Source organism: Otoolea muris (assembly GCF_943193115.1).
Classification (GTDB): Bacteria; Bacillota; Clostridia; order Lachnospirales; family Lachnospiraceae; genus Otoolea; species Otoolea muris.
In genome coordinates, this window is the sequence record NZ_CALPCY010000002.1 from 192,553 (window position 1) to 215,649 (window position 23,097).

The 23,097-nt window shown below is 47.8% G+C and carries 30 protein-coding genes, 1 pseudogene and 1 riboswitch; of the genes and pseudogenes, 11 read left to right on the forward strand and 20 right to left on the reverse strand.

Translation table 11 applies throughout. The annotated features are described in order from the left end of the window. Positions 1 to 143: 143 nt before the first annotated feature. Positions 144 to 317, reverse strand: a complete 174-nt coding sequence (locus NFS31_RS02840) for a hypothetical protein (RefSeq protein ID WP_251491378.1) — start codon at positions 315 to 317, stop codon at positions 144 to 146. 57 nt (positions 318 to 374) lie between these two features. Continuing rightward, on the reverse strand, positions 375 to 788 hold the full coding sequence (locus tag NFS31_RS02845) for a hypothetical protein (protein WP_251491381.1): 414 nt from the start codon (positions 786 to 788) through the stop codon (positions 375 to 377). Between the two features lie 154 nt (positions 789 to 942). Here NFS31_RS02845 and NFS31_RS28180 point away from each other — a divergent pair, with 154 nt between their 5' ends. Continuing rightward, positions 943 to 1,119, forward strand: a complete 177-nt coding sequence (locus NFS31_RS28180; protein WP_416389422.1) for a helix-turn-helix domain-containing protein — start codon at positions 943 to 945, stop codon at positions 1,117 to 1,119. On the opposite strand, the gene NFS31_RS02850 is transcribed toward NFS31_RS28180, so the two are convergent. The 4 genes from NFS31_RS02850 to NFS31_RS02865 form a co-directional block, all read right to left on the reverse strand. Further along, a complete protein-coding gene (locus tag NFS31_RS02850) occupies positions 1,052 to 1,273 on the reverse strand; it encodes a helix-turn-helix transcriptional regulator (RefSeq protein ID WP_251491385.1) in 222 nt (73 codons plus the stop codon). The two genes, NFS31_RS28180 and NFS31_RS02850, sit on opposite strands and share 68 nt — an antisense overlap. A 610-nt stretch (positions 1,274 to 1,883) precedes the next feature. After that, positions 1,884 to 2,180, reverse strand: a complete 297-nt coding sequence (locus NFS31_RS02855) for a glycerol-3-phosphate dehydrogenase/oxidase (RefSeq protein ID WP_251491388.1) — start codon at positions 2,178 to 2,180, stop codon at positions 1,884 to 1,886. A gap of 45 nt (positions 2,181 to 2,225) precedes the next feature. After that, complete coding sequence (locus tag NFS31_RS02860; protein WP_251491391.1) at positions 2,226 to 2,387, reverse strand: hypothetical protein; 162 nt, start codon at positions 2,385 to 2,387, stop codon at positions 2,226 to 2,228. 147 nt (positions 2,388 to 2,534) lie between these two features. Continuing rightward, the gene (locus NFS31_RS02865) at positions 2,535 to 2,813 is read right to left on the reverse strand and encodes a hypothetical protein (protein ID WP_251491394.1); all 279 of its coding nucleotides are present in this window, start codon (positions 2,811 to 2,813) and stop codon (positions 2,535 to 2,537) included. Positions 2,814 to 2,885: 72 nt separating this feature from the next. Here NFS31_RS02865 and NFS31_RS02870 point away from each other — a divergent pair, with 72 nt between their 5' ends. After that, complete coding sequence (locus NFS31_RS02870; protein WP_251491397.1) at positions 2,886 to 3,263, forward strand: hypothetical protein; 378 nt, start codon at positions 2,886 to 2,888, stop codon at positions 3,261 to 3,263. A gap of 409 nt (positions 3,264 to 3,672) precedes the next feature. Here NFS31_RS02870 and NFS31_RS02875 read toward each other — a convergent pair whose 3' ends face one another. From NFS31_RS02875 to NFS31_RS02885, 3 genes are all read right to left on the reverse strand, one after another. Then, complete coding sequence (locus NFS31_RS02875) at positions 3,673 to 3,933, reverse strand: hypothetical protein (RefSeq protein WP_251491400.1); 261 nt, start codon at positions 3,931 to 3,933, stop codon at positions 3,673 to 3,675. A 50-nt stretch (positions 3,934 to 3,983) separates the two neighbouring features. Next, positions 3,984 to 4,223, reverse strand: coding sequence for a hypothetical protein (locus tag NFS31_RS02880; RefSeq protein ID WP_251491403.1), 240 nt, complete (start codon positions 4,221 to 4,223; stop codon positions 3,984 to 3,986). 121 nt (positions 4,224 to 4,344) lie between these two features. Continuing rightward, on the reverse strand, positions 4,345 to 4,515 hold the full coding sequence (locus NFS31_RS02885) for a hypothetical protein (protein WP_251491406.1): 171 nt from the start codon (positions 4,513 to 4,515) through the stop codon (positions 4,345 to 4,347). A 122-nt stretch (positions 4,516 to 4,637) separates the two neighbouring features. On the opposite strand from NFS31_RS02885, the gene NFS31_RS02890 reads away from it, so the two are divergent. Further along, complete coding sequence (locus NFS31_RS02890; RefSeq protein ID WP_251491409.1) at positions 4,638 to 4,982, forward strand: helix-turn-helix domain-containing protein; 345 nt, start codon at positions 4,638 to 4,640, stop codon at positions 4,980 to 4,982. Positions 4,983 to 5,370: 388 nt separating this feature from the next. Here NFS31_RS02890 and NFS31_RS26830 read toward each other — a convergent pair whose 3' ends face one another. Beyond that, positions 5,371 to 5,505, reverse strand: coding sequence for a hypothetical protein (locus NFS31_RS26830; RefSeq protein WP_275563868.1), 135 nt, complete (start codon positions 5,503 to 5,505; stop codon positions 5,371 to 5,373). A gap of 86 nt (positions 5,506 to 5,591) precedes the next feature. Here NFS31_RS26830 and NFS31_RS02895 point away from each other — a divergent pair, with 86 nt between their 5' ends. Both NFS31_RS02895 and NFS31_RS02900 read left to right on the forward strand, forming a co-directional pair. Beyond that, positions 5,592 to 5,954 carry a hypothetical protein gene (locus tag NFS31_RS02895; RefSeq protein WP_251491412.1) on the forward strand — a complete coding sequence of 121 codons (363 nt, stop codon included), beginning with the start codon at positions 5,592 to 5,594 and terminating at the stop codon, positions 5,952 to 5,954. Positions 5,955 to 6,210: 256 nt separating this feature from the next. Then, positions 6,211 to 6,576 (forward strand): helix-turn-helix domain-containing protein, encoded by a 366-nt coding sequence (locus NFS31_RS02900; RefSeq protein ID WP_251491415.1) that lies wholly within the window; start codon positions 6,211 to 6,213, stop codon positions 6,574 to 6,576. Positions 6,577 to 6,592: 16 nt separating this feature from the next. Here NFS31_RS02900 and NFS31_RS02905 read toward each other — a convergent pair whose 3' ends face one another. After that, positions 6,593 to 6,745, reverse strand: a complete 153-nt coding sequence (locus NFS31_RS02905; RefSeq protein ID WP_251491423.1) for a hypothetical protein — start codon at positions 6,743 to 6,745, stop codon at positions 6,593 to 6,595. A gap of 329 nt (positions 6,746 to 7,074) precedes the next feature. Here NFS31_RS02905 and NFS31_RS02910 point away from each other — a divergent pair, with 329 nt between their 5' ends. The 5 genes from NFS31_RS02910 to NFS31_RS02930 all read left to right on the forward strand — a co-directional run bounded on the left by NFS31_RS02910 (position 7,075) and on the right by NFS31_RS02930 (position 11,115). Next, complete coding sequence (locus NFS31_RS02910; protein WP_251491425.1) at positions 7,075 to 7,251, forward strand: type II toxin-antitoxin system HicA family toxin; 177 nt, start codon at positions 7,075 to 7,077, stop codon at positions 7,249 to 7,251. A gap of 34 nt (positions 7,252 to 7,285) precedes the next feature. Next, positions 7,286 to 7,663, forward strand: coding sequence for a type II toxin-antitoxin system HicB family antitoxin (locus tag NFS31_RS02915; protein ID WP_160304401.1), 378 nt, complete (start codon positions 7,286 to 7,288; stop codon positions 7,661 to 7,663). 323 nt (positions 7,664 to 7,986) lie between these two features. Next, the gene (locus tag NFS31_RS02920; protein WP_251491427.1) at positions 7,987 to 8,793 is read left to right on the forward strand and encodes a S24 family peptidase; all 807 of its coding nucleotides are present in this window, start codon (positions 7,987 to 7,989) and stop codon (positions 8,791 to 8,793) included. A gap of 49 nt (positions 8,794 to 8,842) precedes the next feature. Then, positions 8,843 to 9,388, forward strand: coding sequence for a Uma2 family endonuclease (locus NFS31_RS02925; RefSeq protein WP_160304403.1), 546 nt, complete (start codon positions 8,843 to 8,845; stop codon positions 9,386 to 9,388). A gap of 146 nt (positions 9,389 to 9,534) precedes the next feature. Further along, on the forward strand, positions 9,535 to 11,115 hold the full coding sequence (locus NFS31_RS02930) for a recombinase family protein (RefSeq protein ID WP_251491429.1): 1,581 nt from the start codon (positions 9,535 to 9,537) through the stop codon (positions 11,113 to 11,115). Between the two features lie 201 nt (positions 11,116 to 11,316). On the opposite strand, the gene NFS31_RS02935 is transcribed toward NFS31_RS02930, so the two are convergent. The 9 genes and pseudogenes from NFS31_RS02935 to NFS31_RS28185 form a co-directional block, all read right to left on the reverse strand. Further along, positions 11,317 to 12,090: a LysM peptidoglycan-binding domain-containing protein gene (locus NFS31_RS02935; RefSeq protein WP_251491431.1), complete on the reverse strand. Its 774-nt coding sequence runs from the start codon at positions 12,088 to 12,090 to the stop codon at positions 11,317 to 11,319. Positions 12,091 to 12,296: 206 nt separating this feature from the next. After that, positions 12,297 to 12,944, reverse strand: coding sequence for an endonuclease III domain-containing protein (locus tag NFS31_RS02940; protein WP_251491433.1), 648 nt, complete (start codon positions 12,942 to 12,944; stop codon positions 12,297 to 12,299). An 88-nt stretch (positions 12,945 to 13,032) separates the two neighbouring features. Next, on the reverse strand, positions 13,033 to 13,956 hold the full coding sequence (locus tag NFS31_RS02945; protein WP_251491435.1) for an NYN domain-containing protein: 924 nt from the start codon (positions 13,954 to 13,956) through the stop codon (positions 13,033 to 13,035). A 320-nt stretch (positions 13,957 to 14,276) separates the two neighbouring features. Further along, the gene (locus NFS31_RS02950) at positions 14,277 to 16,136 is read right to left on the reverse strand and encodes an amylosucrase (protein WP_251491484.1); all 1,860 of its coding nucleotides are present in this window, start codon (positions 16,134 to 16,136) and stop codon (positions 14,277 to 14,279) included. Between the two features lie 99 nt (positions 16,137 to 16,235). Further along, the gene (locus tag NFS31_RS02955; protein ID WP_251491437.1) at positions 16,236 to 17,312 is read right to left on the reverse strand and encodes an ABC transporter ATP-binding protein; all 1,077 of its coding nucleotides are present in this window, start codon (positions 17,310 to 17,312) and stop codon (positions 16,236 to 16,238) included. Next, positions 17,312 to 18,346: a FecCD family ABC transporter permease gene (locus tag NFS31_RS02960; RefSeq protein WP_251491439.1), complete on the reverse strand. Its 1,035-nt coding sequence runs from the start codon at positions 18,344 to 18,346 to the stop codon at positions 17,312 to 17,314. Before NFS31_RS02960 ends, NFS31_RS02955 begins: the two co-directional genes overlap by 1 nt. A 16-nt stretch (positions 18,347 to 18,362) precedes the next feature. After that, a complete protein-coding gene (locus NFS31_RS02965) occupies positions 18,363 to 19,559 on the reverse strand; it encodes an ABC transporter substrate-binding protein (RefSeq protein ID WP_251491441.1) in 1,197 nt (398 codons plus the stop codon). 5 nt (positions 19,560 to 19,564) lie between these two features. Then, positions 19,565 to 20,632, reverse strand: a complete 1,068-nt coding sequence (locus NFS31_RS02970) for a sirohydrochlorin cobaltochelatase (RefSeq protein WP_251491443.1) — start codon at positions 20,630 to 20,632, stop codon at positions 19,565 to 19,567. A 337-nt stretch (positions 20,633 to 20,969) separates the two neighbouring features. Then, a riboswitch (cobalamin riboswitch) is annotated at positions 20,970 to 21,175 on the reverse strand. 656 nt (positions 21,176 to 21,831) lie between these two features. Beyond that, a pseudogene (locus NFS31_RS28185) lies at positions 21,832 to 21,978 on the reverse strand (tyrosine-type recombinase/integrase); the annotation flags it as partial. A 421-nt stretch (positions 21,979 to 22,399) separates the two neighbouring features. On the opposite strand from NFS31_RS28185, the gene NFS31_RS02975 reads away from it, so the two are divergent. After that, positions 22,400 to 23,089, forward strand: coding sequence for a replication initiator protein A (locus NFS31_RS02975; RefSeq protein WP_251491445.1), 690 nt, complete (start codon positions 22,400 to 22,402; stop codon positions 23,087 to 23,089). Positions 23,090 to 23,097: the final 8 nt, after the last annotated feature.

Sequence of the window (23,097 nt, forward strand, 5' to 3'; positions counted from 1 at the left end):
TGAGCCAGCCTACTGTGCTGAGGCTGGTACCGAAGCCCCAGCCGCGGCGGATACCTAAAAATCCTGTAAAAACAGTACATCCGCAACCTGTTTTCCCCCTTTTGCACAATCGGTATAACATTGCCTGTCCCACGCTACCGGCCTTAGCCGGTTTTTTCCTTCTGTTTCCTGGCCAGCGCCGCCCTTACCTGCGGCAGCGCTATCTGCGCGATGCGCTTCATGGTTCTCTCAACCTCTTCCGGAGTGGTATCCTTACAATAATCGTCATGGAATATGAATGTCGTCTCCCCGTCCTTAATGATATCAACAACTGCCATATGTACCTCCTCTCTCGTTAAGTTTATGAATAACGGTTTGTACCTGTTTCCATTTTTTTAATCAGCTTTTGCCGCGGAAAAATGTTTAATCCCATTCATCAGGCTCTTACATGCCGCCTCGCAGATAACCTCGTAATCTTTCATGTCCTCATCCGTCTTCACAAGCTCAGACAAGCTCGCGCTTCTTGATGCCTGCCCCCGGGAATACTTAAACAGTAAGCCTGACGTCTTGGATATAATCTGCATAATAGTGTCATAGTCGGAATAACTCTTTCCTGATGGGCCGTACTGCGTTTCCCCTTTCCGCATCTCTTCCCAGGAACCAAAATACTGTTCTCTGTAATTCCTGCGTATCTCTTCCAGCCGTTTTGCGGGGGAAAGCGGGCGTTTATTTGCTTGCATAAGTAAATCCATTTGAGCCTGTAGGGCGGCGATCTGCTCTTCCAATGTCATTGTTTTGCTAATTCCCATGAGTGTTCCTCCTTTATGGTGTCATTTAATGGCACTGTTTTGCATTGATATTATAGTGTATTATTATGGCACTGTCAATATTTTTTAGGAGGTACTTATGTTTTCTCAGCGTCTGAACGAAACTCGCAAAGCCAAGGGCTTTACAGCACAATTTATGGCCGATTCACTTCAAACAGGCATACGAAATTACAGAAAATATGAAAGTGGCCATGCCAATCCAACACTCGAAGGCTTAGTCAAGATAGCAGATATACTGAACGTTTCTACAGATTATCTGCTTTGTCGGGATGACTTTCTGAAATCTGCCGTAGCTGCCTCTGATGAACACTGAAAAGATCTTCCATTATATCCCACATTTCAATGCTCCCTAATGTCTCTCCGCTCTCGATCTTCTTATAATGTCGTAGTCCCACGCCCAGCTTATCCGCCATCTGCTGCTGTGTCATGCCCGTCTTTTGGCGGGCTTCCTTCAAGTTACTTCGCATTCTATCTTCCTTTCTGATAAATCAAATTCTTTTGAGTAGATAAGTCAAAATTTTTTTGCTATAATATACTAAATAAAATTTAGGAGGTTAATAGGTACTATTTTATTGGTATCATTTCAATATAATTAAGCTCTATGCCAACCAGTATGAGTACCACTTTTTAGCAACCTCCCCTGTTTTACATAGCTTCCACGCAAACCTATTAAAGAAAGGAACTCTCCGTATGACGCAATCCTGTATACAACTACTATCCCGAGTTTATAATTTCCAAAAAAATTCAACCAAACCTTTATGTATTGAGCTCGAATCCCCTGATCTTTTATACGATGCTGAGTATCTGACTCAAAATGAATACATCATCCAGCCCATGAACGGGGCAGGAGTCCTATGCCTTTCCATCACTGAAAAAGGACGTCTATTCGTTGAAAACGGATATCACACCCCGTCCCCCGCCCCGGTCACTAATAGCTTCAACTTTAGCGGAGCAACCCTTACAAATTCCCTTGTTGGAACCGCAATATCCGGAACCAGCTACACATTTAATACAGGCGCATCTTTCTCTGAGTTAAAAGAACTGATTGATTCTAAACCGGCCTTAGATCAGGGACGCTTAAACGCTCTCCTTGCGGTTCTTGAGTCTGTCGAGAAGTCCGATGAGCCGGTTAAAAAGGGCATCCTGGTCGGCTTTTCGGATCTTCTCAATAAATACTCTGACCTCGTTGTTCCTGTAGGAAAGATTCTTCTGGACATCTTCGCTGGCATCCATTAGCAGGCTATTCTCTCTGGCCCACTGTTCCACAGCTTCCAATCCGATATCCATGACCAGGAACATAAATTCCTGGTCTCTTTTTAACTGTGCATTTTCAGCCTTTAGCATCTCAATCTCTTTACAATGTTCAGTATACATTTTTGTCTCCTATCGCCTCTCTGTTGTTTATTTTTACACGAACTTTCAATACGCTATACTAATCTCTGAAAGTCTTATCCTTGAGCTGTGTTTTTCCATCTCTGTTAAAACACAGCTCAGTTCTGTTGCCAGTAATCTGCCCTCAAGTAATGTATAATTTTCTTTTTTCAGTTCCTCGATGATCTGCATTGTTTTTCTCTCAATCATCTTAATGCGAACGCCTTCGTTTTTAAGTTGACGTTCTCTTCTTTCTCCAATATGCATATATGTAATCTGCCTTTCTAAGATACCGATTGCTAATGATATGCCTTGAATTTAAAATTCGGATATGTCCAATCATATCCTCATAGTAAATTAAGATAACAGCCCCCCAAACTCCGCGACCTTTTGGATACTGGTATTCTCCATAAGGTCGTGGCCTTTTTCTTCATAATTCCTTATAATCTCATACAATGTGTATATAACTTCTCTATAAGTGTATTTTGGTTCTTCAATTACACTTATAACTTTTCTAATAAGCTCTGCTATATGCTTCGCTTCTTTTGGTGTTACTCTTTCTGTCATTTTTTCCTTGTCCCTCTTTAATAATGTTGTACCTTTGTCTCTATTCCCGTTGTTAATGTCCCTTGCCATTTTCTTCTATCTGCCCTATACTGGATGTACAGGCCACTGCCATGACCAAATATATAGGAAAGGCGCATATTTATGGACATCACTTTAATTGTCGCTCTTATCACAGCTCTGGCTGCTATCATTGCCCCGGTACTTACAGCTCTTATTACTCAGCACGGAGAATATCGATTAAAATCGCTTGAACTATTCTTCAATGCAAAATCTAAAGCATATTTGGAACTATTGGATGCAACCAGTAACTTTCCAAAATTTCCAGAAGAAAGTAAGATCATTGAACTTTATGCTCTGCTAAATCGAGCTTTTCTTCTGTCAACTGAAAACACTCGTTCAAAACTTTCTCTTTATGTTAAGCTCTTAATAGAGTCTTCTGCAGATTCTGAATTGCTTACTCTCGCCTACCAGGATGCCGTCTTAGCTATGCAAAATGAGCTTAAAAATTATCGCAAGTAAAACTACTATGCCTAAGCACTGCCCCGTTTTTTGCAGAACGGGGCGATCTATAATAATTCCTGTAATGGATATCCCTAATGCAATAAGTGAAAATGCTAATAGTAATAAACTCTCCATTTTTATTCTCCTCCTATTCCGTTATTAATTCCTCTTGCCGCTTTCAAACATCTGCCCTATACTGGATATACAGGCTCCCGCCAGGGCTGAGTATAGAAGAAAGGAAATAGTTGTATGGATAAAACTTATATTTCCGGCGGAACTTTGCGCACGTGCCCTTACACGGACGATCCGGAAGTCATCACTTTCAACGATTATGGAGAGAATTTCGACAGAACCCAATGCCCTCATCACGCGGAATGTACAGATGATTCCTGCCCGCTTTGCAACCATCTAAAATACTGAACTTATCTTACGGGGTATCGTTGGATACCCCATAATCCATATAAATTCTGCGGACAAGGAACTTACCATAATTCCTGTCATAATCAATTATTACCCTCTGGCTCTGTTCTGTCCCAAACCCTGCCATATCAGATGTCAGTTCCTTTATGTCACATTCATTCCCGATTTTCCAGTCCAGACCCTTATATCTATAAAACAGTTCTGCCATTTCCTGCTTTGTGCAATAATGAAGCACTGTTTCATCTTTGAAATTATTCAAGCATTCCATCTCAATCTCCCGATTTTCCTACAATGTCATTTACTTAAGCCTTCCCTCTGTTAAGTTAAGGCTTTTCCCTCTCTAAAATTTCTGTTGCAATTCCTTATATACTCTTTGTCTGTATTCATAAAATATACCGTCATGTGGTTAATCTCCATGAACTCTGATTGCGTTAAAACTTCAAGCTGTCTTGCCATCTGTGCTTTTCCATAGGTCTGATACAATAGCTCCGTGGAAAAGGAACGCTGTGCATAAAGTGCTTCACGCTTCAACTGCTCAAAAATCGGGTTTTCGTCCATATTACACTCCTACCTCTGTAATTGGGCCATCTGCATTGGGGGATTGCGGGGCTGTTCATATCCTAACTCCCTTTTCGGAAAAGTGTTCCCACTGTATATTTGAACTACTTTTCGCGTATGTTTATACGAGTTGCTTTGTCGGGTTACGCTGTCGATTATCAGCCAATTCCGCTTTCTGCAAAAGACAATGAATCCAACCCTTCAAATAAAAGTAATCTTCTGGATGCTGCGTCCGAATTTCGTCCAATTTCAATGCAGTGTCTTTTACATCCTCTGCTTTTTGTACAGTCACCTATATTCCTCCTTTCTTTGATTTCTTTGAAAACAATATATCATTCTTTGAAAGCTTTGTCAATATTTTTTGTTTACTTTGAAAACAAATTGTGGTATAGTGCTTTCATGGAGGTGAAAACAATGAATATCCATGAACGCTTGAAGCAATTAAGAGATGAATTAAACCTTACCACCCGTGCTTTTGGTGCTGCTATTAACATGTCGGGTGGTGCCATTACAAATATGGAGAAAGGTACACGAAATATTACCGAACGTACTATTCGTGACATATGCCGTGAGTACGATGTTAATTTCGATTGGCTCACCAATGGTATTGAACCCATGTTTACAGATGTAACCAGCGAATTAGATATTAATGATGAAGTCAAGCAACTTGCACAGCAATATAGTCTGCTCAATGATTCAGATCGCGAGTTAGTTAAAAAGATGATTAATTCATTAGCCGAAAAATCCAAGTCACCTTAATAGTAAAAATCAAGGGAGGTCATCCTCCCTATCTTTCTGCATATTTATAGGCCCTTATTCACTGGGTACACAATTCCGAAAAGGGGGTTCAGTTAAGGCTTTTCCCTCTCTAAAATTTCTGTTGCAATTCCTTATATACTCTCTGTCTGTATTCATGAAATATACCGTCATGTGGTTAATCTCCATGAACTCTGATTGCGTTAAAACTTCAAGCTGCCTTGCCATCTGTGCTTTTCCATAGGTCTGATACAGTAGATCTCTGGAAAGGGACACTGTGCGTAAAGGGCTTCACGCTTCAACTGCTCTAAAATTGGGTTTTCGTTCATGCTAAACTCCTACCTCTCCTTATCAATTTATTTTTTTGGAGGGGCAGATAACTCTACTCCGTCTACTGCATCTTATTGGATTCACAATCCATAAGAGCCCTATACATATAGCCAAGAATGTACATTTTATCTTTTTCGGAAAGCTTCTTGTAGTCATCAATCGACCTGATGATAAGTTCCTTCTTTTCGTTTGGCATGTAGAACCTCCTTTCTTAAATTATGGTTTTGTGGTATCCTTTCTATACAGGCGTGCAGCGCCGAGTACAAATAAAAGGATAATTTCATGAGCAACCTATCTTATAAAGATATATTACTTTCATTTTCAGAGCATATAATACTTATAAAAATACGCTTCTTCGGCGCAAGTTCTAAATATGCCCTTAGCGATAACCGTAGATTTTTAAGAAGATATGGTTTGGTTGAGCTATCGCCACATTTTAAAAACAGATACCGTCTAAGCGATAACGGAAAAATGTATTTAAGATACCGTTTCCACTCATTCTGGAAATTTGCCATACCCACCATCATATCAGTAATTGCACTATTCGGAGGATATGACGTATACACCAATCCAGTATTGAAGGAACTATTAGAAGCAATAGCGTCATTGTTTGCACACATAATGGAAATTCTGGGTATCGGTTAATAAATGGAACTCCGTTTAACCGTCCGTATTAATCAGCTCCTTATGTAAAACCCGCAGCTCTTTTGGCTCCATCTTTGTGCCCTGTTCATGCAATGCGTCCAGAAGCTCGTAATAGCGGTCGTCTGGTTGTTTTTTTATTTTCCTTACTCCCTTTATTCGTTATACGATTATTGTATACCGTTATACGGATTTTGTCAATACTTTTTCTTGACTTGTTTGTCGTTCTACGATATAATCCAAATAGAAAGGAGGGGCTATGGAATCTATAGGTAAACGCATTAGATATTTAAGAAAAGAGATATTAGATATAACTCAAAAGGAATTTGGTTCTCAAATAGGGTTAAAACCGAATTCGGTCAGTGATATAGAAAGCGGAAAGAATACCGCAACAGAGCAAACAATTAAAGCTATCTGCCGGGAGTTCAAGGTCCGTTACCAATGGCTTACAGAAGGCATAGAACCCATGTATGAGGAATTAGATTCCGACTGTATGAACCGGATAGATGCTATCATGACTGGGGAGAATGAATTCGCCAAAAACCTATTCAAGGCATTCTCGAAGCTTGATACGGACGAATGGAAAATGCTTGAGAAAATAATTCAAAGTTTAAAGGGGGGATAAGGGCGTATAATCGCCCCTATCTGTGTATGTAAAGATATTCTGATAAATCATAGATACGCTTTAGCGATTCTACATCTTTAACTTTATCCAAAATATTTACAATTTTTTCCCTGTGCCATTCTGCGGAGTTACTAACAATCTTTTCCCGATATTCATTTTTACCTTCCATATCTACCTCCTTCATATTATCATTATATGGATATTAACTGGAGACGGAGACCGGTATAGCACCCAAGCCAATATTCCCGAATTATCCCCTGCAAAAAGGGTGATTGCAGAAATCAAGAAAATGTCAGAAGCAGACCTGATGCTGTAAAAGTATTTATCAATTCCCTAGGCGAATATAAAAAAGCATTCAATACATCTGACAAAATCTCCTCACACAATTCTGAAGATTGATGCAGGTACATCCTCTTGCCTGCTTTTTTCTATATTTTTAAATCCTCCCTTGACAATACGTGTAATACGTGTTATACTATTTTTGTAAGGAGGTGGAACATGAAAGACAAAGAGCTGCTAAAGCTTTTGAAGAAAAATGGATGGAACATAGTCAGAATCAACGGCAGCCATCATGTTCTTCAAAAAGATGGGAAAACTACTGTGGTTCCCTTACATGGTAAAGATGTTCCTATCGGCTTACTCAATAGTATTCTTAAGGAGACAGGGCTGAAATAGCCCTCCTCTCCTTAAACCATAAGGAGGTATGTTTATGCTGTTTGTGTATCCCGCAATCTTCCACAAAGAAGAGAACTCATATTGGGTTGAATTTCCCGATTTGGAGGGCTGCCACACCTACGGTAGTTCTGTCAATGAAACCATGGAAGCGGCACAGGAAGCTTTAGCCGCGTATCTTCTCACTCTATTGGAGCAGGAGAAAGCGATTGCCACTCCCTCTGATATTTCTGCAATTCATACGGACGATGGTTTTTCCTCCCTTGTGTCTTGTGACATTAACCAGTATAAGGACACGAAGGCGGTAAAAAAGACTTTAACCATACCGTCATGGCTGAATGACCGCGCCATTTCTATGGGGATAAATTTTTCACAGGTATTACAGGAAGCTCTTCTCTCCAAAATACAAGCATAGTATTTAATCACCAGCCCCGATTTCACATGGAATCGGGGCAACTCCTTATCTGATTATAAAAAATCTGTTTTCCAAGCCAAAATACCCATTTTTGCGGAAAATAATCCTTCTATTGTGCTTCTTGTCTATCTTTCTCACTTCCTATTCTATTGTAATGTGCCGAGTGTTATTCATCACCCCTTATTTACTCCTATGAGTGATTTATATTATTATAATACACTCATAGGAGTTTATTGTCAACCATTTTTTTACTCAATCGAGTAAAATACTCCTTGTTTTTTTTACTCATATATGCTATTCTTCATTTAGAGAGGTGGTGTAATATGGATTTTTTAGAAAAACTAAATCTTCTAATGAAAAGAGACAACTATAATAAAAATTCATTATCAAAGGCCAGCGGTATACCTTATACGACCATAGATAACTGGTATAAGAGAGGATATGATAATCTCCAATTACCTACTGTAAAAAGACTTTGCTCTTTTTTCAATACATCTTTAGATTTTTGGTTAAAAGAAGAAGTTACGGATCCAGACTATGGCAAAGCTATGGGATTTAAAATAACTTTAAAAGAAATGGAACATATTAAAAAGTATCGTACTCTTGATCCCCGCAGTCAATCCCATGTAGACACAGTGTTAGAATGGGAAGCGGAGCGGGTAAAACAGCTTCAATTAACAAAAAAACCGCTTGGAAGCCCCACCGCCACTATTATAGAAATTCAGCCCCGCCCCATTACCAATGTCAGACTGACAGAATATTTCCACAGCGTATCTGCTGGAGCAGGGGTATTCATCCTTGGGAATGAATCGACTGAAAAAATATCCGTCCCAGCCACACCTGAAAATGAAATTGTGGATTATGTGATTAAGGTATCTGGCAATTCCATGGAACCTGATTATCACGACGGGGATAATGTAATGGTTTCACAGAAACTTGAAATGAATCGGGGGGATGTTGGGATCTTTGTTGTCAACGGAAATGCCTATATCAAAGAATACGGCGAGACAGAATTAATCTCACGCAATCCTGACGCAGATAATATCCGGATAGCCGAATACGATAATATCGTTTGTATGGGAAAGGTTGTCGGGAAACTTGAAGAGCCTTATGAAATCACCAGTGATTAAACTGTTATGGAGCTATGATTAAACTTATCAGGAAAAGAGGAGATTATCCATGGCGCTAACACAAAAAGAAATCTATACAGTCAAAGACATCTACGCTTTGCCCGAGGGACAGCGGGCGGAGCTGATTGATGGGCAGCTCTATAATATGGCTCCTCCAAAGAGGATACATCAAAAGCTTATAAACCGCCTGTCTCAAACGATTACAAATTATATTGATTCAAAGCATGGTAGCTGTGAAGTCTATCCCGCTCCATTTGCGGTCTTTCTAAATGCTGATGATACAAACTATGTGGAACCAGACCTTTCCATAATTTGTGACAAAGATAAGCTGGATGAATACGGATGCAATGGAGCCCCGGATTGGGTTATTGAGATCGTCTCCCCCAGCACGGAACGTATGGACTACGGGATAAAGCTTTTTAAATACCGATCCGCAGGCGTACGGGAATATTGGATCATAAATCCTATAAACCGTACCGTCAACATCTATGATTTCCAAAGTAATGAAAAGACCGGCCAATACAGCTTTGATAATACTATCATTTCTTGTATTTATGATGATTTGAATATTAGAATAGCTGATTTGCTTTTATAGAATGGAGAAATCCGTTTGATAGAAAGCCAGCACAAAAATACTATACGGAATTTATAAAAAACAACAGACATAAGATTTAACAGCAACTTCCGAAGACATATCGCAATCTCAACTTGCATATGCTATCATTCCAAGGAGATGATCCCATGTATCTGATTTATCTGAGAAAAAGCCGCGCCGACCGTGAATCAGAAGCCCGCGGGGAAGGTGAAACGCTGGCCCGCCATGAAAAAGCGCTCACCGAGCTGGCCGCCCGGATGCACCTCCCTGTCGGCGCCGTCTACAAAGAAATCGTTTCGGGCGAGACGATTTCCGCCCGTCCGTGGATGCAGAGGCTTCTGATTGAAGTCATGCAGGGCCAGTGGGAAGGCGTGCTGGTGATGGAGGTGGAACGTCTTGCCAGAGGCGATACAAAGGACCAGGGAACCGTTTCCGAGGCTTTTAAATTCAGCAACACCAAAATCATAACCCCATCAAAGACCTTTGATCCGTCTAATGAATTTGACGAGGAATATTTTGAATTCAACCTGTTCATGTCCCGGCGCGAATACAAAACAATTAACCGACGGATTCAGCGCGGAAGAATGGCCGCCTTTCAGGATGGATGGTACATCTCAGGAACTGCCCCCTATGGCTATGAAAAGGTAAAGAAAAAAGAAAATAAGGGCTATGTTCTGGAAATTGTTCCGGACGAAGCCAAGGTAGTACGCCTGATCTACCATCTCTATACGCATGGAGAAGCGCAGAGTGACGGAAGCCTTCAGCCCCTTGGCTCCTATCAGATTCGGGACCGGCTCAATCATCTTTGCATCCCCTCCCGGAGCGGCGGCGCATGGTCCGCCTCATCTGTACTGGATATCCTTCGCAACCCGGTCTATGCCGGCTTTCAGCGATGGAGCTGGCGCAAGATACAGAAAAAAATAGTTGACGGCCGGATCGTAGAGACCCGCCCAAAAGACGACGCCTGCCTGAAAGTCCGGGGCCGCTTTGAGTCCATCATAACCGAATCGCAATACGCAGAGGCCCAGCGCATCCGAACCGAAAAGCCGCTCCCAAAGAATGGAAGCAATACCCTTCAGAACCCTCTGTCCGGCCTGATTTTCTGCTCCAAATGCGGTTCCCTGATGACCAGGGCTTCCAGCAACACAAAGACCAATTATCACGTACTTCGCTGCCCCAACACACAATGCAACAATATCTCCGCCCCTCTTCTGCTGATCGAAAAGAAACTGCTGGCCAGTATTGCCTCGTGGATACCAAAATATGAGCTGGAGTGGCCGGAGGAAACGCCAAAAAATTCTGCGTCCATCATTTCCTTCAGGGAAAATGCCTATAAAAATATCCTGCAGGATTATACACAGGCCGAGAAACAGCTCTCTAATACCTTTGATCTTCTGGAGCAGGGAGTATACGATATTAAGACCTTCCAGGAACGCCGGCGGGTACTTGAAGAAAAAAAGAGCGCCCTGGAGACGGAAATGACACGCCTGAAAAAGGACTACGACGATGCCAAAGCCAGAGAAAAAGCACGGCAGGACTTCATCCCCAAGGTCAAAAGCCTGATAGAGGTTTACTGGACCGTTGAAGACGCTCCCACCCGGAACAAAATGCTTAAGGAGGTTTTACAGAAGGTTGACTATCTGAAAGAAACCCGAAACAAAAAAGGGCAGGGGAAAACAGCAAATTTTTTTCTCCATCTGTATCCGCGTATCCCAAAAGACCTGTAAATCGAATCCAAAATTAAAAAATTTCAAACAGGGCATATTGCAATCTCAATTTGCATATGCTATAATGCCAATAGGCAAAAAGACAAGATAGCTCTGCGTGAGCAAAAAGGACGAGTCCCCGAATGTACGGCTATACAATCGGGGACTCTATTTCTTTTTGCATCCGCGCATCCCAAAAAGCTTGTAAAATCAATGGATATTTTACCATAAAGCTATCGGTTCATATGTATATCCCCACTCATACGTCATCAGCAGCACGCTGTCCGCCGCCTCCCCCAGCCCGCGGTAATCCATCCCCTCATACAAAAGCCCTCTCTGCTCCCCGGACGTCTTTGGCGCCAGCGCCACAGTCACGCGGATTCCAAAGACATGCATCACCGTGCGCAGCCGGCGGACAAATTCAACATACCGATCCCGATCCTCAGCCAGCACATACTCAAAGTCCACATCCACGCTGCCGTACCCCTTTTGCTGGACCTCCTGCCAAACCGCGCGGATCACCCGCTGCTGAACCTCCAGGCTGCCAAGCAGCGTGCTGACAAGATGATTGTTAAAACGGCCGTCCGCGCCAAGTGGCGTCAGAACCAGCTCCGCCATCACACCCCGGCGCTTTGCCTCCTCCAGGATCTGCCTCTCGCCCGCCTCCTGCGGGTGAATCAGCTCCCCCTCTTCTGTAAAACCATATGAAAACACGGAAATACTGGTCAGATATTCACATGTTTCGCTCAGCACCCCGCTGTCAATCCAGGGATACGCATAGCCTCCCATCCAGATCCCGCGCCGGGGACGGCGCAGGAGGCCGTCCCCGGCGCATCCTCCGGACCGGCCCTCGTCAGGGACAAAAAGAGCCTGGCCGACAGCCAGGCGGTAGGGCGCTTCAATCTGGTTCGCCCATGCCAGATATAACGGGGAAACTCCATACAGCGCGGCGATACGGTCAATCGTATCGCCCTCTTTTACCACATAAATTTCCATACAGGATCCGATTTCCCTGCAGCTATCCTGACTCCCGTATCCTGAACCGTTCAGGCGGCCTGAACGGCCCCGGCATCTTCGCAGCCGCAGTCTTCTTTATCACTATATATTATATTCCTCCTGCGCTGCGGATTTCCTTTTTATGTAAGAACTGTCCGAAAATAACCTGTGAACAGCGCGCCTGACTTTTCTTCGGCAGCGCCGCTCTAATCCTGCCCGGGAACGCCGTTTTTAGCGCAGACATCCCGCAGGCAGCACACATCGCACCGCGGTTTTGTCCGCGCTGTACAGACATCCCGGCCGTGGTACACGAGCCGGTGGCAGAAATCGCTGCCCTCTTCCCCTGGGATCAGCTTCCACAGCGCCATCTCCACCTTCTTCGGCTCCTTTATGTTGTCCGCCAGGCCAATCCGGTTGACAAGGCGGATGCAGTGCGTATCCGTGACAATCGCCGGCTTGCCGAATATATCGCCCATGATCAGGTTTGCGCTCTTCCTTCCCACGCCTGGCAGCTTTAAAAGCGCGTCAAAATCATCCGGAACCATGCCGCCGTGCTTGTCGCGCAGAAGCTTCATGCATGCGCTGATATCCCGCGCCTTGCTGTGGCCCAAACCGCAGGGCTTTACGATCCGCTCGATCTCCTCAACCGGAGCGTCGGCCAAAGCGTTTACATCCGGATATTTCTCATACAAATCCTTTACGACCACATTAACCCTTGCGTCCGTACACTGGGCTGCCAGGCGGACGCTCACCAGAAGCTTCCACGCCTGATTATAATCCAGGGTACACCCCGCGTCCGGATACTCCTTCTTAAGCCGTTCAATCACTTCCAGCGCCAGTTTTTCTTTTGTCATTCCGCCATCCTCCTGTTTTTGCCGCTCCTTTTTTCAGATGCCTTTTCCGATGTTTTTCAGACGCCTTCCTTCCGGTCAGCCCTTCTTCTCATCCCGCTTCCCCGGCCTGCTTGCGGCGGCGCTTTTTACGCTTCTGCCGGATCTGAACCGGCGCTTCCTCCTCCTGCTTTACGCGGACATAAATAATGGAGAGAATCTTATTATGCGGGTTCCTCGCCGAGCGCACCTCCACGGAATCGAACAGCTCGATAAACTGTTTCAGCTTGGAGCAGTTGTAATTGCGCGGGTCAAAGCCCGGGACGCGCTTGGGCAGGCTGTCCCCCAGCTCCGACAGATCCACCCATCCATCCTCGCCTGCATTGGTGTTGATAATGGAAATGATCTCTTTTTCCATCTCGCTGATATCCGGAATGCTGCTGACGCCATTCGCGGCTTCGGCCGATTTTTTGCGCCCTTCCGCGCTGTCCGGCATCTCCGCTCCTTCCGGCGCGGCTTTTCTGGCTGAGGACGACGAAGCCTCAGACGCGTTCTCCTCGGATGCGTTCCCCTGCTGGACAGCCGCGGCGCCTCCGGTCCCGTCATTGTACAGAATATCAAGGAATTTAAAGCTCTCACAGGCTGACACCAGGGCATTCGGCGTCTTCCTCTCCCCCATTCCCAAAACCGTCATGCCCGACTCGCGCAGCCGCATGACCAGCTTTGTAAAATCACTGTCCGAAGTCACAATGCAAAAGCCGTCCACATTTCCGGAATACAAAATGTCCATTGCATCAATGATCAGCGCCGAATCGGACGCATTCTTCCCCTGCGTATAATTGTACTGAAATACCGGCGTAATCGCATAATCCTGCAGATTCTTCATCCATGCCTTTACGCTCGAATTCTGGAAATCCCCATACAGACGCTTGTACGTCGCCGTGCCGTAATTGCTGACCTCGTCCAGAATTAATTTTACATACCGGCCCGACACATTTTCCGCGTCAATGAGAACTGCCATTTTCCTGTCACTCATTCACTCTGGTTTCCTTTCTTTGCCCGCTTTTTGTAAGAGCTCAGGCCAATCCGGGCCCTTACCGATTCTTGTGCATGTCCCGCCAGACGGGCGATTTTTATCTGCCTTTCGCGCCTTTCCCCAATTGCCCCATATGCGCGGCGGCGAAGGAACCGCTGCTGTTCTGGCATTTCGCACGGTTCCTGTCATGTCAGCCTGCGCAAAAAACGCCCCGGCAGACATACGCGTTCCGGAATCCTTTCTACCCCTGCCGGGCTGCAGGCCGGATTCCGGAATCTACTGTAAGTGTATCATGCCAGGACGCTTTCATCAAATGTTTTTCACGATTTCTTTTTTAAATAGTAGAAACCATACGCCGGGATATTCACTCCGCGGGGCTGCATATGCGCGCCGGTAAACAATTCCTCATATTCCTCCCCGCCCTCATCGATCCATGCGGTCTTATCAAACTCGCTGAAATTAAAGAGCCCGATGATCGTCTCGCCTTCATAATGACGTCCAATGCACAGAACGGAAGCCTCCCATGTCTCAATCGTCCATGTATCCGCATCGCATACAAACGCCTTCTCCCTTTTCCTGATCTCCTCCAGGCGTTTCAGGCGCGGGAATAGCTTTCCTTCCACCGTATCCGGATCCTTTATCTGCGCCGCCAGCTCCCAGCGCATCGGGCCGCGGTGCAGGTAGCGGGAATCCGCCGCCTTGTTCGGATCCTCCTTGTACGTATAGTCATTTACCTGCCCGATCTCGTCGCCGCTGTAGAGAACCGGAATGCCGGACTGCATAAACATATATGCGTGCAGCGTCACATCAAAGCGGATCGCCTTCTCCATGGCCTCCGGATCGCCCTCAAAGCCGGCCTTTTCAATTCCGCACATGGATGCCGTCGTCCCGCAGAACCGGGCGTCCCCGGTGACCGGATCCGCATTGTAAAGCTCTCCGCGGCTCACGCTGCCCTCCGTAAAGCCCTGGAAGAAATCGTTTAAATATTTCTTATGGGAGCGCTCCCCAATGCCCTCCTGCATCAGAGTCCCATAGTCCAGCCCCCAGCCGATATCGTCATGGCAGCGCAGATAATTTAAGAACACATATTCTTTGGGAAGGCCGTTTACAATATCAAGCTGCTTCTTTAACAGGCTTACATCCCGTGTCGCCACCGTATGCCATGTCGTCGCCATAGTTGTCACATTATAAAGCATATGGCATTCCGGTTTCTCAACGGTTCCAAAATACGGAACCACCTTTTCCGGCTCCATCACCACCTCGCCCAAAAGCAGCACGCCGGGACACACAATCTCACAAATCATGCGCATCATACGCACAATCGTATGTACCTGGGGCAGGTTGCGGCACTGGGTATTCAGTTCCTTCCATATATAAGGAACCGCGTCGATACGGATAATGTCAATTCCCTGATTGGCGAGGTAGAGGAAATTATACATCATCTCATTAAACACCCTGGGGTTTTTATAATTTAAATCCCACTGATACGGGTAAAAGCTGGTCATCACAAAATGTCCCGCGTCGGGAAGCCATGTAAAATTGCCCGGTGCCGTCGTGGGGAATACCTGCGGAACCGTTTTCTCATACATAGCCGGAATTTCATAATTATCAAAGAAGAAATAGCGGCTCATGTACTCCCCGTCCCCCTGGCGCGCCCGTTTTGCCCACTCATGATCCTCCGAGGTATGGTTCATCACAAAATCCATGCAGATATTGATTCCCCTTTTGTGGCAGGATGCCGTCAAATGGGCCAGATCCTCCATGGTTCCCAGCTTCTCCTGCACCTTCCTGAAATCAGCCACCGCATAGCCGCCGTCCGAGCGTCCCTCTACTGTGTCAAGAAACGGCATCAGATGCACATAGTTCACATTACACGCTTCCAGATAATCAAGCTTCTTTTCCACGCCCCTGATCGTGCCGGCAAAATTGTCGATATAGAGCATCATGCCCAGCATATCGTTCCGTTTATACCAGTCCGGATGCTGTTCCCGCTTTTCATCCGACTCCTTCAGCGCTTCGCCCCGCTCTGCGTAATACCGGCGCATCTGATCGCACAGCTCAGCAAACATGGAGCTGTTGTCATAAAGCTCCGTATAAAGCCATTTCAGCTCCTCAAAATGACGTGAGAACCGCGCCTCGTAAATCTCTCCTTTCGCCTTGCTTTTTGAACCCGTTTTCATCATTACCTTCCTCTCCTTTTACTGTAAATTCCAGCTTATTATGTGATCGATTTCATATAGAATCCTAGCACACCTTTCAGAGGAATACAAGACCTCCTGTTAAATTTTTATCTGTGCGAGCCTCCTGTTCGCCTCATTCATCGCCCCAAATTCTGTGAGGCAGCATATCACTTCCTCACAGGAGCGCGCCAGCTTCTCCGCCTTCCTGTACGTCTCCTCGCGGATCGGCTCAAACGCTTCTTCTGTTACCGTCTCTGCGGCCAGCGCCCCTGCGACTGAGTAATCGATATCATTTTCATGCAGGATCCCGGCCGCAAACGGGATATTCTGCCTGTGCAGCCTCCTGTAAACCGCAATGCCGCTCCCGTTTCCACCTATGACAAACACCTTCGGCTTCCCCTTTACAGGAGAGAACTCCGCTCCTCCCAAAAGGGCGTCATAGCTTCCGGTTTCGATCCCATAGAGCGCTTCAATATAAGAGGATGTGAGGATCTCCTCCGGCGGCCCCAAACGTCCGATGCGATCCCCGTCCACACAGACCACGTAATCTGACAGCCGCAGAGCCAGATCAAGCTCATGCAGGGAGATAACCGCCCCGATTCCCCGATTCCGCACAAGCTCCCTTAAGATCGTTAAAAGCTCCAGCTTATGGCGGATATCGAGAAATGTGGTCGGCTCGTCCAGCACAAGCACCTTCGGCTCCTGGCAGATGGCGCGGGCCAGAAGGATCCTCTGCCTCTGCCCGTCGCTGAGCCTGTCAAACCGGCGTCCCGCCAGATCAAGCGTATGCGTCAGCTCCATAGCCCCGTACACCTTGTCCCAGTCCTCCCCGGAAAGGATTCCCAGACGGCCGGTATAGGGATAACGGCCGCACCCCACCAGCTCCTCACACGTCATGAGCTCAGGCCGTATATTCCCCGTTGTCAGAACGCCCATCTGCCTCGCCGCCTTTACGGGTGAAAGGGATGCGAGGCTTTCTTCCCCCAGATACACGCTGCCGCCCAGCAGGCGGAGCTGTCCGGCTATACTTTTCAGAATAGTCGATTTGCCCGCTCCGTTGGGGCCGATCAGCGTTACAATCTCCCCCTGCCTTACATGAAGCTCAACCTCGCTAAGCAGCGGAACATTCCCATACCCGACCGTCATATGCTCCGCCCGCAGCAAATCACGCCCCATCACGCCTCCCTCCCGCCGCGCGCGCGGCTCCCGCGCAGCATCAGATAAATCACCACCGGCGCGCCAAACACGGCTGTCACGGAGCTGATATTTAACTCTGTGGGGGCGAACGCTGTCCTTGCAATGAGATCACAGAGCAGGCAGAAGACCGCGCCGCCCAGAAAGCAGCCCGGAATCATGACAAGCGGCCCCGTTGTCCGAAACAGACCTTTCATCAGATGGGGAACCGCGATCCCCACAAACGAAACAGGGCCTGCAAAGGCCGTCACGCAGGCGGAAAGAATGCTCGAAAGAAGCACCAGGCACACCCGGAAGCGCCGGATATTTACGCCCACGCTCTGCGCATACGCCTCCCCCAGGCGGTACGCCCCGATCGGCTTTGCCAGGGCAAGGGCGCCGGCCAGCCCCGCCATGGCCACAACCGCCATAGCGCGCACATTTTCCCACGAAATCCCGGAAAAGCTGCCCATGGACCAGTTATGCAGGTTCACGATATTCGCGTCGTCAGCAAAGGCCGCCAGAAAATCCGTTATGGCTGAGCACACATAGCTGAGCATCACCCCGCAGACGACGAGAACCGACATGCTCCTGACCCGGCCCGACAGGGCAAGCACAAAGCCCATGGAAACCAGCGCGCCCGCAAAGGCCGCCAGAATCATCGCGCCGGATCCCGTAAAAATGCCCTTTTCCACAGACACAATCAGCAGCAGGGATACGGAAAGCTTTGCCCCTGACGAAATCCCCAGCACAAACGGCCCTGCGATGGGATTCGCAAAAAAGGTCTGTAAAAGATAGCCCGACACGGACAGCGCGCCTCCCAGCAGCGCGGCTGCGAGAATGCGCGGCATCCGGATATCCCGGACAATGCGCCCCGCCGCGCCGGAATCTCCCGTCCCCTGAAACAGAGCCGCCCGGATCTCCCCCGCCGAAAGGCGGACGCTGCCGTAATGTAAGCCTGCCAGAAACAATGCAGCCAGGAGCACGCCTAAAAAAGCAAAGGAACACGCAAGCTTCCCCGCCGCCTTTCCTCTCATCCGTCCAGTCACTCCTTTATTTTAACGGGCGCAGATACGTCATCTCTCCCGGATCCGGCCCGTCCCCGCTCAGCATCCGGTGAATATCCAGTATCATATCCCCCAGTCCCATGCTCTCCTGAAACATATTTTTGCCCGTACACCACACATGTCCTTCACGTACGGCCTTAAAATCAGCAAGCAGGCTGCTTTTGTCCAGAAGCTCTGCAAGCGAATCCAGCTCCCCGTCAATCGTGTTGTTGTAAATGATATAATCCGCATCCCTCGCTGATTCATAAAATGCCTCCATCTGCATGTTCACAGACGACAGCGCGTTTTCTTCCTCTGCGGACACCTGAGGGACATAACGCCCTCCGGCCATCTCAATCATCCTGGCCACATAATCCCCGGGCTTTCTCACATTCACCGCCCCGTTCGCACTGATATAAAAAAAAGCTGCGGTCTTCCCGGAAGGCGTCTGATCCATCACCGGCTTCAGCGCGTCCACGCAGGCCGCAAAACGCGCCTCTGCCTGCTCCTCCCTGCCTAAAAGCGCTCCGTAAAGCCGGATCCATTCCATCCGGCCCAGAGGATGGCTCTCATAGCTCGATCGCTCTGCCAGCACCGGGATACCAAGGCGCTCAAGCTGCTCCTTTACCTCCGGCACATGGTAAATCATCGTAGATTCAACCGCCAGATTACATCCGTTCTCCAGAATCAGCTCATAATCCGGAGCGCTGTATTTGCCGGCATAAAGCATCCGCCCCTCTTCCATCGCCTCTCTCGCCTCGTCGATATACCACCCCGGCGCATCCGTGCCGGACAGCGTAATCTGATCCACCGCGTCCAGGCTCCGAAACAGATCCATGGCAGAGGTGGCCGCCAGATAGATGCGATCAAGCGGCCGGCAAAGCGCTGTCACATCCTCCGGAAGCCCTGCCGGCACAGCCGCGCCCTCCGGCACGGCCAGGTAACGGCCGCTCTCCGGAATTTCCGCCAGTACATAGCCATTTTCATAGTAATCCACGGAAAACTGATCGGCATATAAAAGCTCCATTGAGCCCACGGGCTTCAAATCCGCCCACCGGACAGCAGCGGACGCCGTCTCCGCCTTTGTCTCCACTGTATCCACATCCGCAGAAACCGGCGCTCCTCTGCCGCATCCCGCCGCCGCGATGCTGATTCCCACAGCAGACAATACGGCTGGGAGCGCCCTTTTTCCAAAATTCCCCATCGCTTCTACTCCCGGCCTTCCAGGCTGCGGATCGCCGCCTGGGCGTGCTCCACAAAGATCTGCTGCACTGCCTCCAGCTCCCCGATACCGCTGAGCAGGCATGATACCTCATATCCGGCCCCTTCAAATACGCTTTTCCACGAGTCTTCATCATCCCCGGCCATATCATTATTCGCATGATCCCCGGCGACAATCATCAGAGGCGCCAGAACCACCTTCTTATAGTTTCCGGCCCGGACTGCCTTCAAAACCGTCTGCACATCCGGCTCCGCCTCCACAGTCCCGACAAAGTAATTTGCAAATCCCTCCCTGGCGAGCATGTCCTGCATCCGTGTATACACCTGGTTCGACTCTGCCTCCGTCCCGTGTCCCATAAAGCACACCGCCGTATCCGCATTGTTATACTCCGCCGTACTCTCCGCAAGCGCCCGGATGACGGCTTTAAAATCCTCATCCGACGACAAAAGGGGCTCTCCCACCGCAATCCTGTCAAACGCATCCGCATATTCGGCCGCTTCATTCACCAGATCCGTATACTCCAGCCCGTTCATCAGATGCGTGGGCTGAATCACCAGGTTTTTCACTCCGTTTTCCACCGCCCGTTCCAGCGCCTCGCCCACATTATCAATCGTCACCCCGTCGCGGGACTTCACATGATTAATAATGATCTGGCTTGTAAACGCCCTTCGGAGCGAATATTCCGGAATTGCATCCTCAAGCGCCTCTTCAATCGCGCCGATCGAAAGGCGGCGGCTGTCATTATAGCTTGTCCCAAAGCTCACCGCCAAAAGCTCATTCTCGCCAATCCCGTCCTGGTTTCTCGGATTATCCAAGGTAGCATCCCCCGTCTCATAATTCTCTTCGTCTGCGCTGCCTTCTGTCTCCCCCACAGAAGCCGTCTCCCCGGAGCCGCCGGATTCTGAGGAAGCCGCCGTTTCCGTCTGTCCCCCGCCGCCCTGCGGCTCTGTCTCCGCCACAGCGCCCGCCGGTTTGCTCCCGCCGGAACATCCTGCCAGCACAGCCGCCGATAAAGCCGCAGTTACAAATACCACTGCCACGCGTCTTAATTTCATCTTCTCTTTCCTCCTTCGCAGCCGGATACGCTTCGTATCTCCTCCGCTGCCCTGCATTATATTTATCGGGTATCCGATTCATACAGGCACAGAAATCCAAATCTGAAATTATGTCGAACAGCCGGCAATGGTATACCTTACAATTCTTATAAGTGATCAGCAAAGACCAAACCCTCAGTTTTTGCCACAGCAGAATAAGCCTGCAAAAGCCGCCTCCTACAGAGCCTTCTAATCACTGTTTGCCGTCTGAGTCAGAAATCAGCGCATCCTGAAACATGCCGTCCCAAAAACACCGCTGACCGGTACAATCAATTCCTCGTGATCCGGATCTTTACTGTTCCCATACCAACAGCCGGCAGGTTTCCTGGCTTGCCTCTCTTCACGCATAACCGCCTTCCCAACCGGAAATCCGATCAGTGACTGTTCTCCTAGTTCCAAACTCAGGTCATGCGCTCCTGGCTTACAGTGACGGGATCGCACAGGACTTTCACCTGTTTCCCTTTTAAGAACGGTTAAGAAATAACTGTTAAATAGTGCTGCCGGAGAAAACGACAAGCAATATTAAAAGTTATTTCTTAACCATTCCTTACCCCCTGCCCGCATAACGGACAGCGGCACCGGATGCTCTTTACTCGATATTGTATTATATCCTATCATATGGGTGGGGAAAAAGCAAGAAATTGTTCTGTGACGACGGCCAAAGGTCAAAGGGGAAGAAATCTAAAGGATAAAATTGCTTGAATCATTCTGCCCAATGTGCTACATTATAGACATAAGGAAAGCAACTGCCCACAAAGTGGTTAGCCTACATGATATGCGTTAAGCCTACCCGGACTCGGCCAAGTACAAGGTAGGCTTATTTATTTTCGCCTGTTTCCCCTATCTATATAGGCAGGCAGCGCTATGAGAAATGTGCCGCCTGAAAACAGCCGGATAGAGCACTAGTACATCATTGCATTAATTCGCGAGTAAAAAGCGCTTGATATTCGTGTCATCTGTGCGTCTGCGAAGCGACGGCGTAGTGGAGTCTACGGCTAGCTTCGCAGGCGTGCAGAGGGCGCGGATAGCGAGTGCGGTTTACTCGCGAATTAATGCAACGATGTACTAGGCACTTCATATGTACTCATTTGCACCACCTCCCTCTTCCTGTATTTCCCATGACGGGATATTGCCGAACGGCAACGCGGCGGCTGCCGCTTTCAGAAAGGCGGGAGGCTTTCCACCTTGTAACACGGTTGTTTCCTGTAACATATTATAACACGGGCAGCATTATTTTCATGTCCGGCAAGGTACTGAACCGTCTTAGGGTCAACACCGGAATACAGCAAGTTGGTGATATAGGTATGCCCTTACGGTATAATAAGGACAAATCGGAAAACCCATTATTACCAAGGTTGCTCAGGTGTTGTAAAGCGCGCATATGACACTAAATACAGAAACAAATAATGTATACAATACTATATGTTGTTGTTTTCTGAAAGTAAAGAAATCCATGAGCAATCTTAATCAGAGAGGATTTTCGGATTTGCCACCATTCTTTTTCCATTACAATACGCCCTTTGGTGGGGGCAGACTGGGAGGTGATAAGGAACCATTTCACATAAAGGACAAACGGGCAGCAACCCGGTAATACCGATTTTAATTCATATCAGCCGCACAGTAACTGACGGATGTTCAGCTACTGCGCGGCTTTTTTTGTTATAGATAACTCTGCCCTGGTGACGTAGATTACCGGGGCTTTTTTCAGTTAGACAGGAGGCTTTCAAAATGCCGGAAACTTTGAATCTGAATTACTACTACGGGAATGAAGCCGACCAGTACAGCTTCTACCGCATCCCGAAAATCCTTTTGACCGACCGCCGCTACAAGGGCGTATCGCTGGAAGCAAAGGTGCTGTATGGCCTGCTGCTTGACCGCATGGGGCTGTCTGCCCGCAATGGCTGGCTGGACGATAACGGGCGCGTGTTCCTCTACTTCACCCAGGAGGAAGTCATGGCCATGCTGGACTGCGGCAAGGACAAGGCGACGAAGCTGTTCCGCGAATTGGAGGGCATCGGCCTTGTGGAACGGAAAAAGCAGGGCCAGGGACACCCCGCCCGGATTTACGTTAAGAACTTCATTCTGGAGCCGGAACACTCTGCGCCGGTTCAGACTGCGGAAAACCAGCAGTCAAGACCGCTTGACAGTGCCGCAGTCAAGACTGCTGAAAAACCGCAGTCTGCACGACGGAAAACCAGCGGTCAAGAGTGCGGAATTTCCGCCCCTAATAATACTGATATAAATAAAACTGAAAAAAGCGATACGGATCTATCCATCACACCCCCTGCCCCCTCAGCGGTTTCTTCCCCTGCTGGTAAACGCGCTCCGCGCAGGATGGGATTGGATGAGATGGAAAGCTACCGCGAACTGATTTTAGAAAATATTGACTATGACATTCTTCTGGAACGGAACCCCTAGGACAAGGA

Coding starts and splice junctions, on each gene's coding strand:
- NFS31_RS02840 (WP_251491378.1), bottom strand. CDS start 317: ATGGCAGTTGTTGATATCATTAAGGACGGGGAGACGACATTCATATTC.
- NFS31_RS02845 (WP_251491381.1), bottom strand. CDS start 788: ATGGGAATTAGCAAAACAATGACATTGGAAGAGCAGATCGCCGCCCTA.
- NFS31_RS28180 (WP_416389422.1), top strand. CDS start 943: ATGGCCGATTCACTTCAAACAGGCATACGAAATTACAGAAAATATGAA.
- NFS31_RS02850 (WP_251491385.1), bottom strand. CDS start 1,273: ATGCGAAGTAACTTGAAGGAAGCCCGCCAAAAGACGGGCATGACACAG.
- NFS31_RS02855 (WP_251491388.1), bottom strand. CDS start 2,180: ATGTATACTGAACATTGTAAAGAGATTGAGATGCTAAAGGCTGAAAAT.
- NFS31_RS02860 (WP_251491391.1), bottom strand. CDS start 2,387: ATGATTGAGAGAAAAACAATGCAGATCATCGAGGAACTGAAAAAAGAA.
- NFS31_RS02865 (WP_251491394.1), bottom strand. CDS start 2,813: ATGGCAAGGGACATTAACAACGGGAATAGAGACAAAGGTACAACATTA.
- NFS31_RS02870 (WP_251491397.1), top strand. CDS start 2,886: ATGGACATCACTTTAATTGTCGCTCTTATCACAGCTCTGGCTGCTATC.
- NFS31_RS02875 (WP_251491400.1), bottom strand. CDS start 3,933: ATGGAATGCTTGAATAATTTCAAAGATGAAACAGTGCTTCATTATTGC.
- NFS31_RS02880 (WP_251491403.1), bottom strand. CDS start 4,223: ATGGACGAAAACCCGATTTTTGAGCAGTTGAAGCGTGAAGCACTTTAT.
- NFS31_RS02890 (WP_251491409.1), top strand. CDS start 4,638: ATGAATATCCATGAACGCTTGAAGCAATTAAGAGATGAATTAAACCTT.
- NFS31_RS26830 (WP_275563868.1), bottom strand. CDS start 5,505: ATGCCAAACGAAAAGAAGGAACTTATCATCAGGTCGATTGATGACTAC.
- NFS31_RS02895 (WP_251491412.1), top strand. CDS start 5,592: ATGAGCAACCTATCTTATAAAGATATATTACTTTCATTTTCAGAGCAT.
- NFS31_RS02900 (WP_251491415.1), top strand. CDS start 6,211: ATGGAATCTATAGGTAAACGCATTAGATATTTAAGAAAAGAGATATTA.
- NFS31_RS02905 (WP_251491423.1), bottom strand. CDS start 6,745: ATGGAAGGTAAAAATGAATATCGGGAAAAGATTGTTAGTAACTCCGCA.
- NFS31_RS02910 (WP_251491425.1), top strand. CDS start 7,075: ATGAAAGACAAAGAGCTGCTAAAGCTTTTGAAGAAAAATGGATGGAAC.
- NFS31_RS02915 (WP_160304401.1), top strand. CDS start 7,286: ATGCTGTTTGTGTATCCCGCAATCTTCCACAAAGAAGAGAACTCATAT.
- NFS31_RS02920 (WP_251491427.1), top strand. CDS start 7,987: ATGGATTTTTTAGAAAAACTAAATCTTCTAATGAAAAGAGACAACTAT.
- NFS31_RS02925 (WP_160304403.1), top strand. CDS start 8,843: ATGGCGCTAACACAAAAAGAAATCTATACAGTCAAAGACATCTACGCT.
- NFS31_RS02930 (WP_251491429.1), top strand. CDS start 9,535: ATGTATCTGATTTATCTGAGAAAAAGCCGCGCCGACCGTGAATCAGAA.
- NFS31_RS02935 (WP_251491431.1), bottom strand. CDS start 12,090: ATGGAAATTTATGTGGTAAAAGAGGGCGATACGATTGACCGTATCGCC.
- NFS31_RS02940 (WP_251491433.1), bottom strand. CDS start 12,944: ATGACAAAAGAAAAACTGGCGCTGGAAGTGATTGAACGGCTTAAGAAG.
- NFS31_RS02945 (WP_251491435.1), bottom strand. CDS start 13,956: ATGAGTGACAGGAAAATGGCAGTTCTCATTGACGCGGAAAATGTGTCG.
- NFS31_RS02950 (WP_251491484.1), bottom strand. CDS start 16,136: ATGAAAACGGGTTCAAAAAGCAAGGCGAAAGGAGAGATTTACGAGGCG.
- NFS31_RS02955 (WP_251491437.1), bottom strand. CDS start 17,312: ATGGGGCGTGATTTGCTGCGGGCGGAGCATATGACGGTCGGGTATGGG.
- NFS31_RS02960 (WP_251491439.1), bottom strand. CDS start 18,346: ATGAGAGGAAAGGCGGCGGGGAAGCTTGCGTGTTCCTTTGCTTTTTTA.
- NFS31_RS02965 (WP_251491441.1), bottom strand. CDS start 19,559: ATGGGGAATTTTGGAAAAAGGGCGCTCCCAGCCGTATTGTCTGCTGTG.
- NFS31_RS02970 (WP_251491443.1), bottom strand. CDS start 20,632: ATGAAATTAAGACGCGTGGCAGTGGTATTTGTAACTGCGGCTTTATCG.
- NFS31_RS02975 (WP_251491445.1), top strand. CDS start 22,400: ATGCCGGAAACTTTGAATCTGAATTACTACTACGGGAATGAAGCCGAC.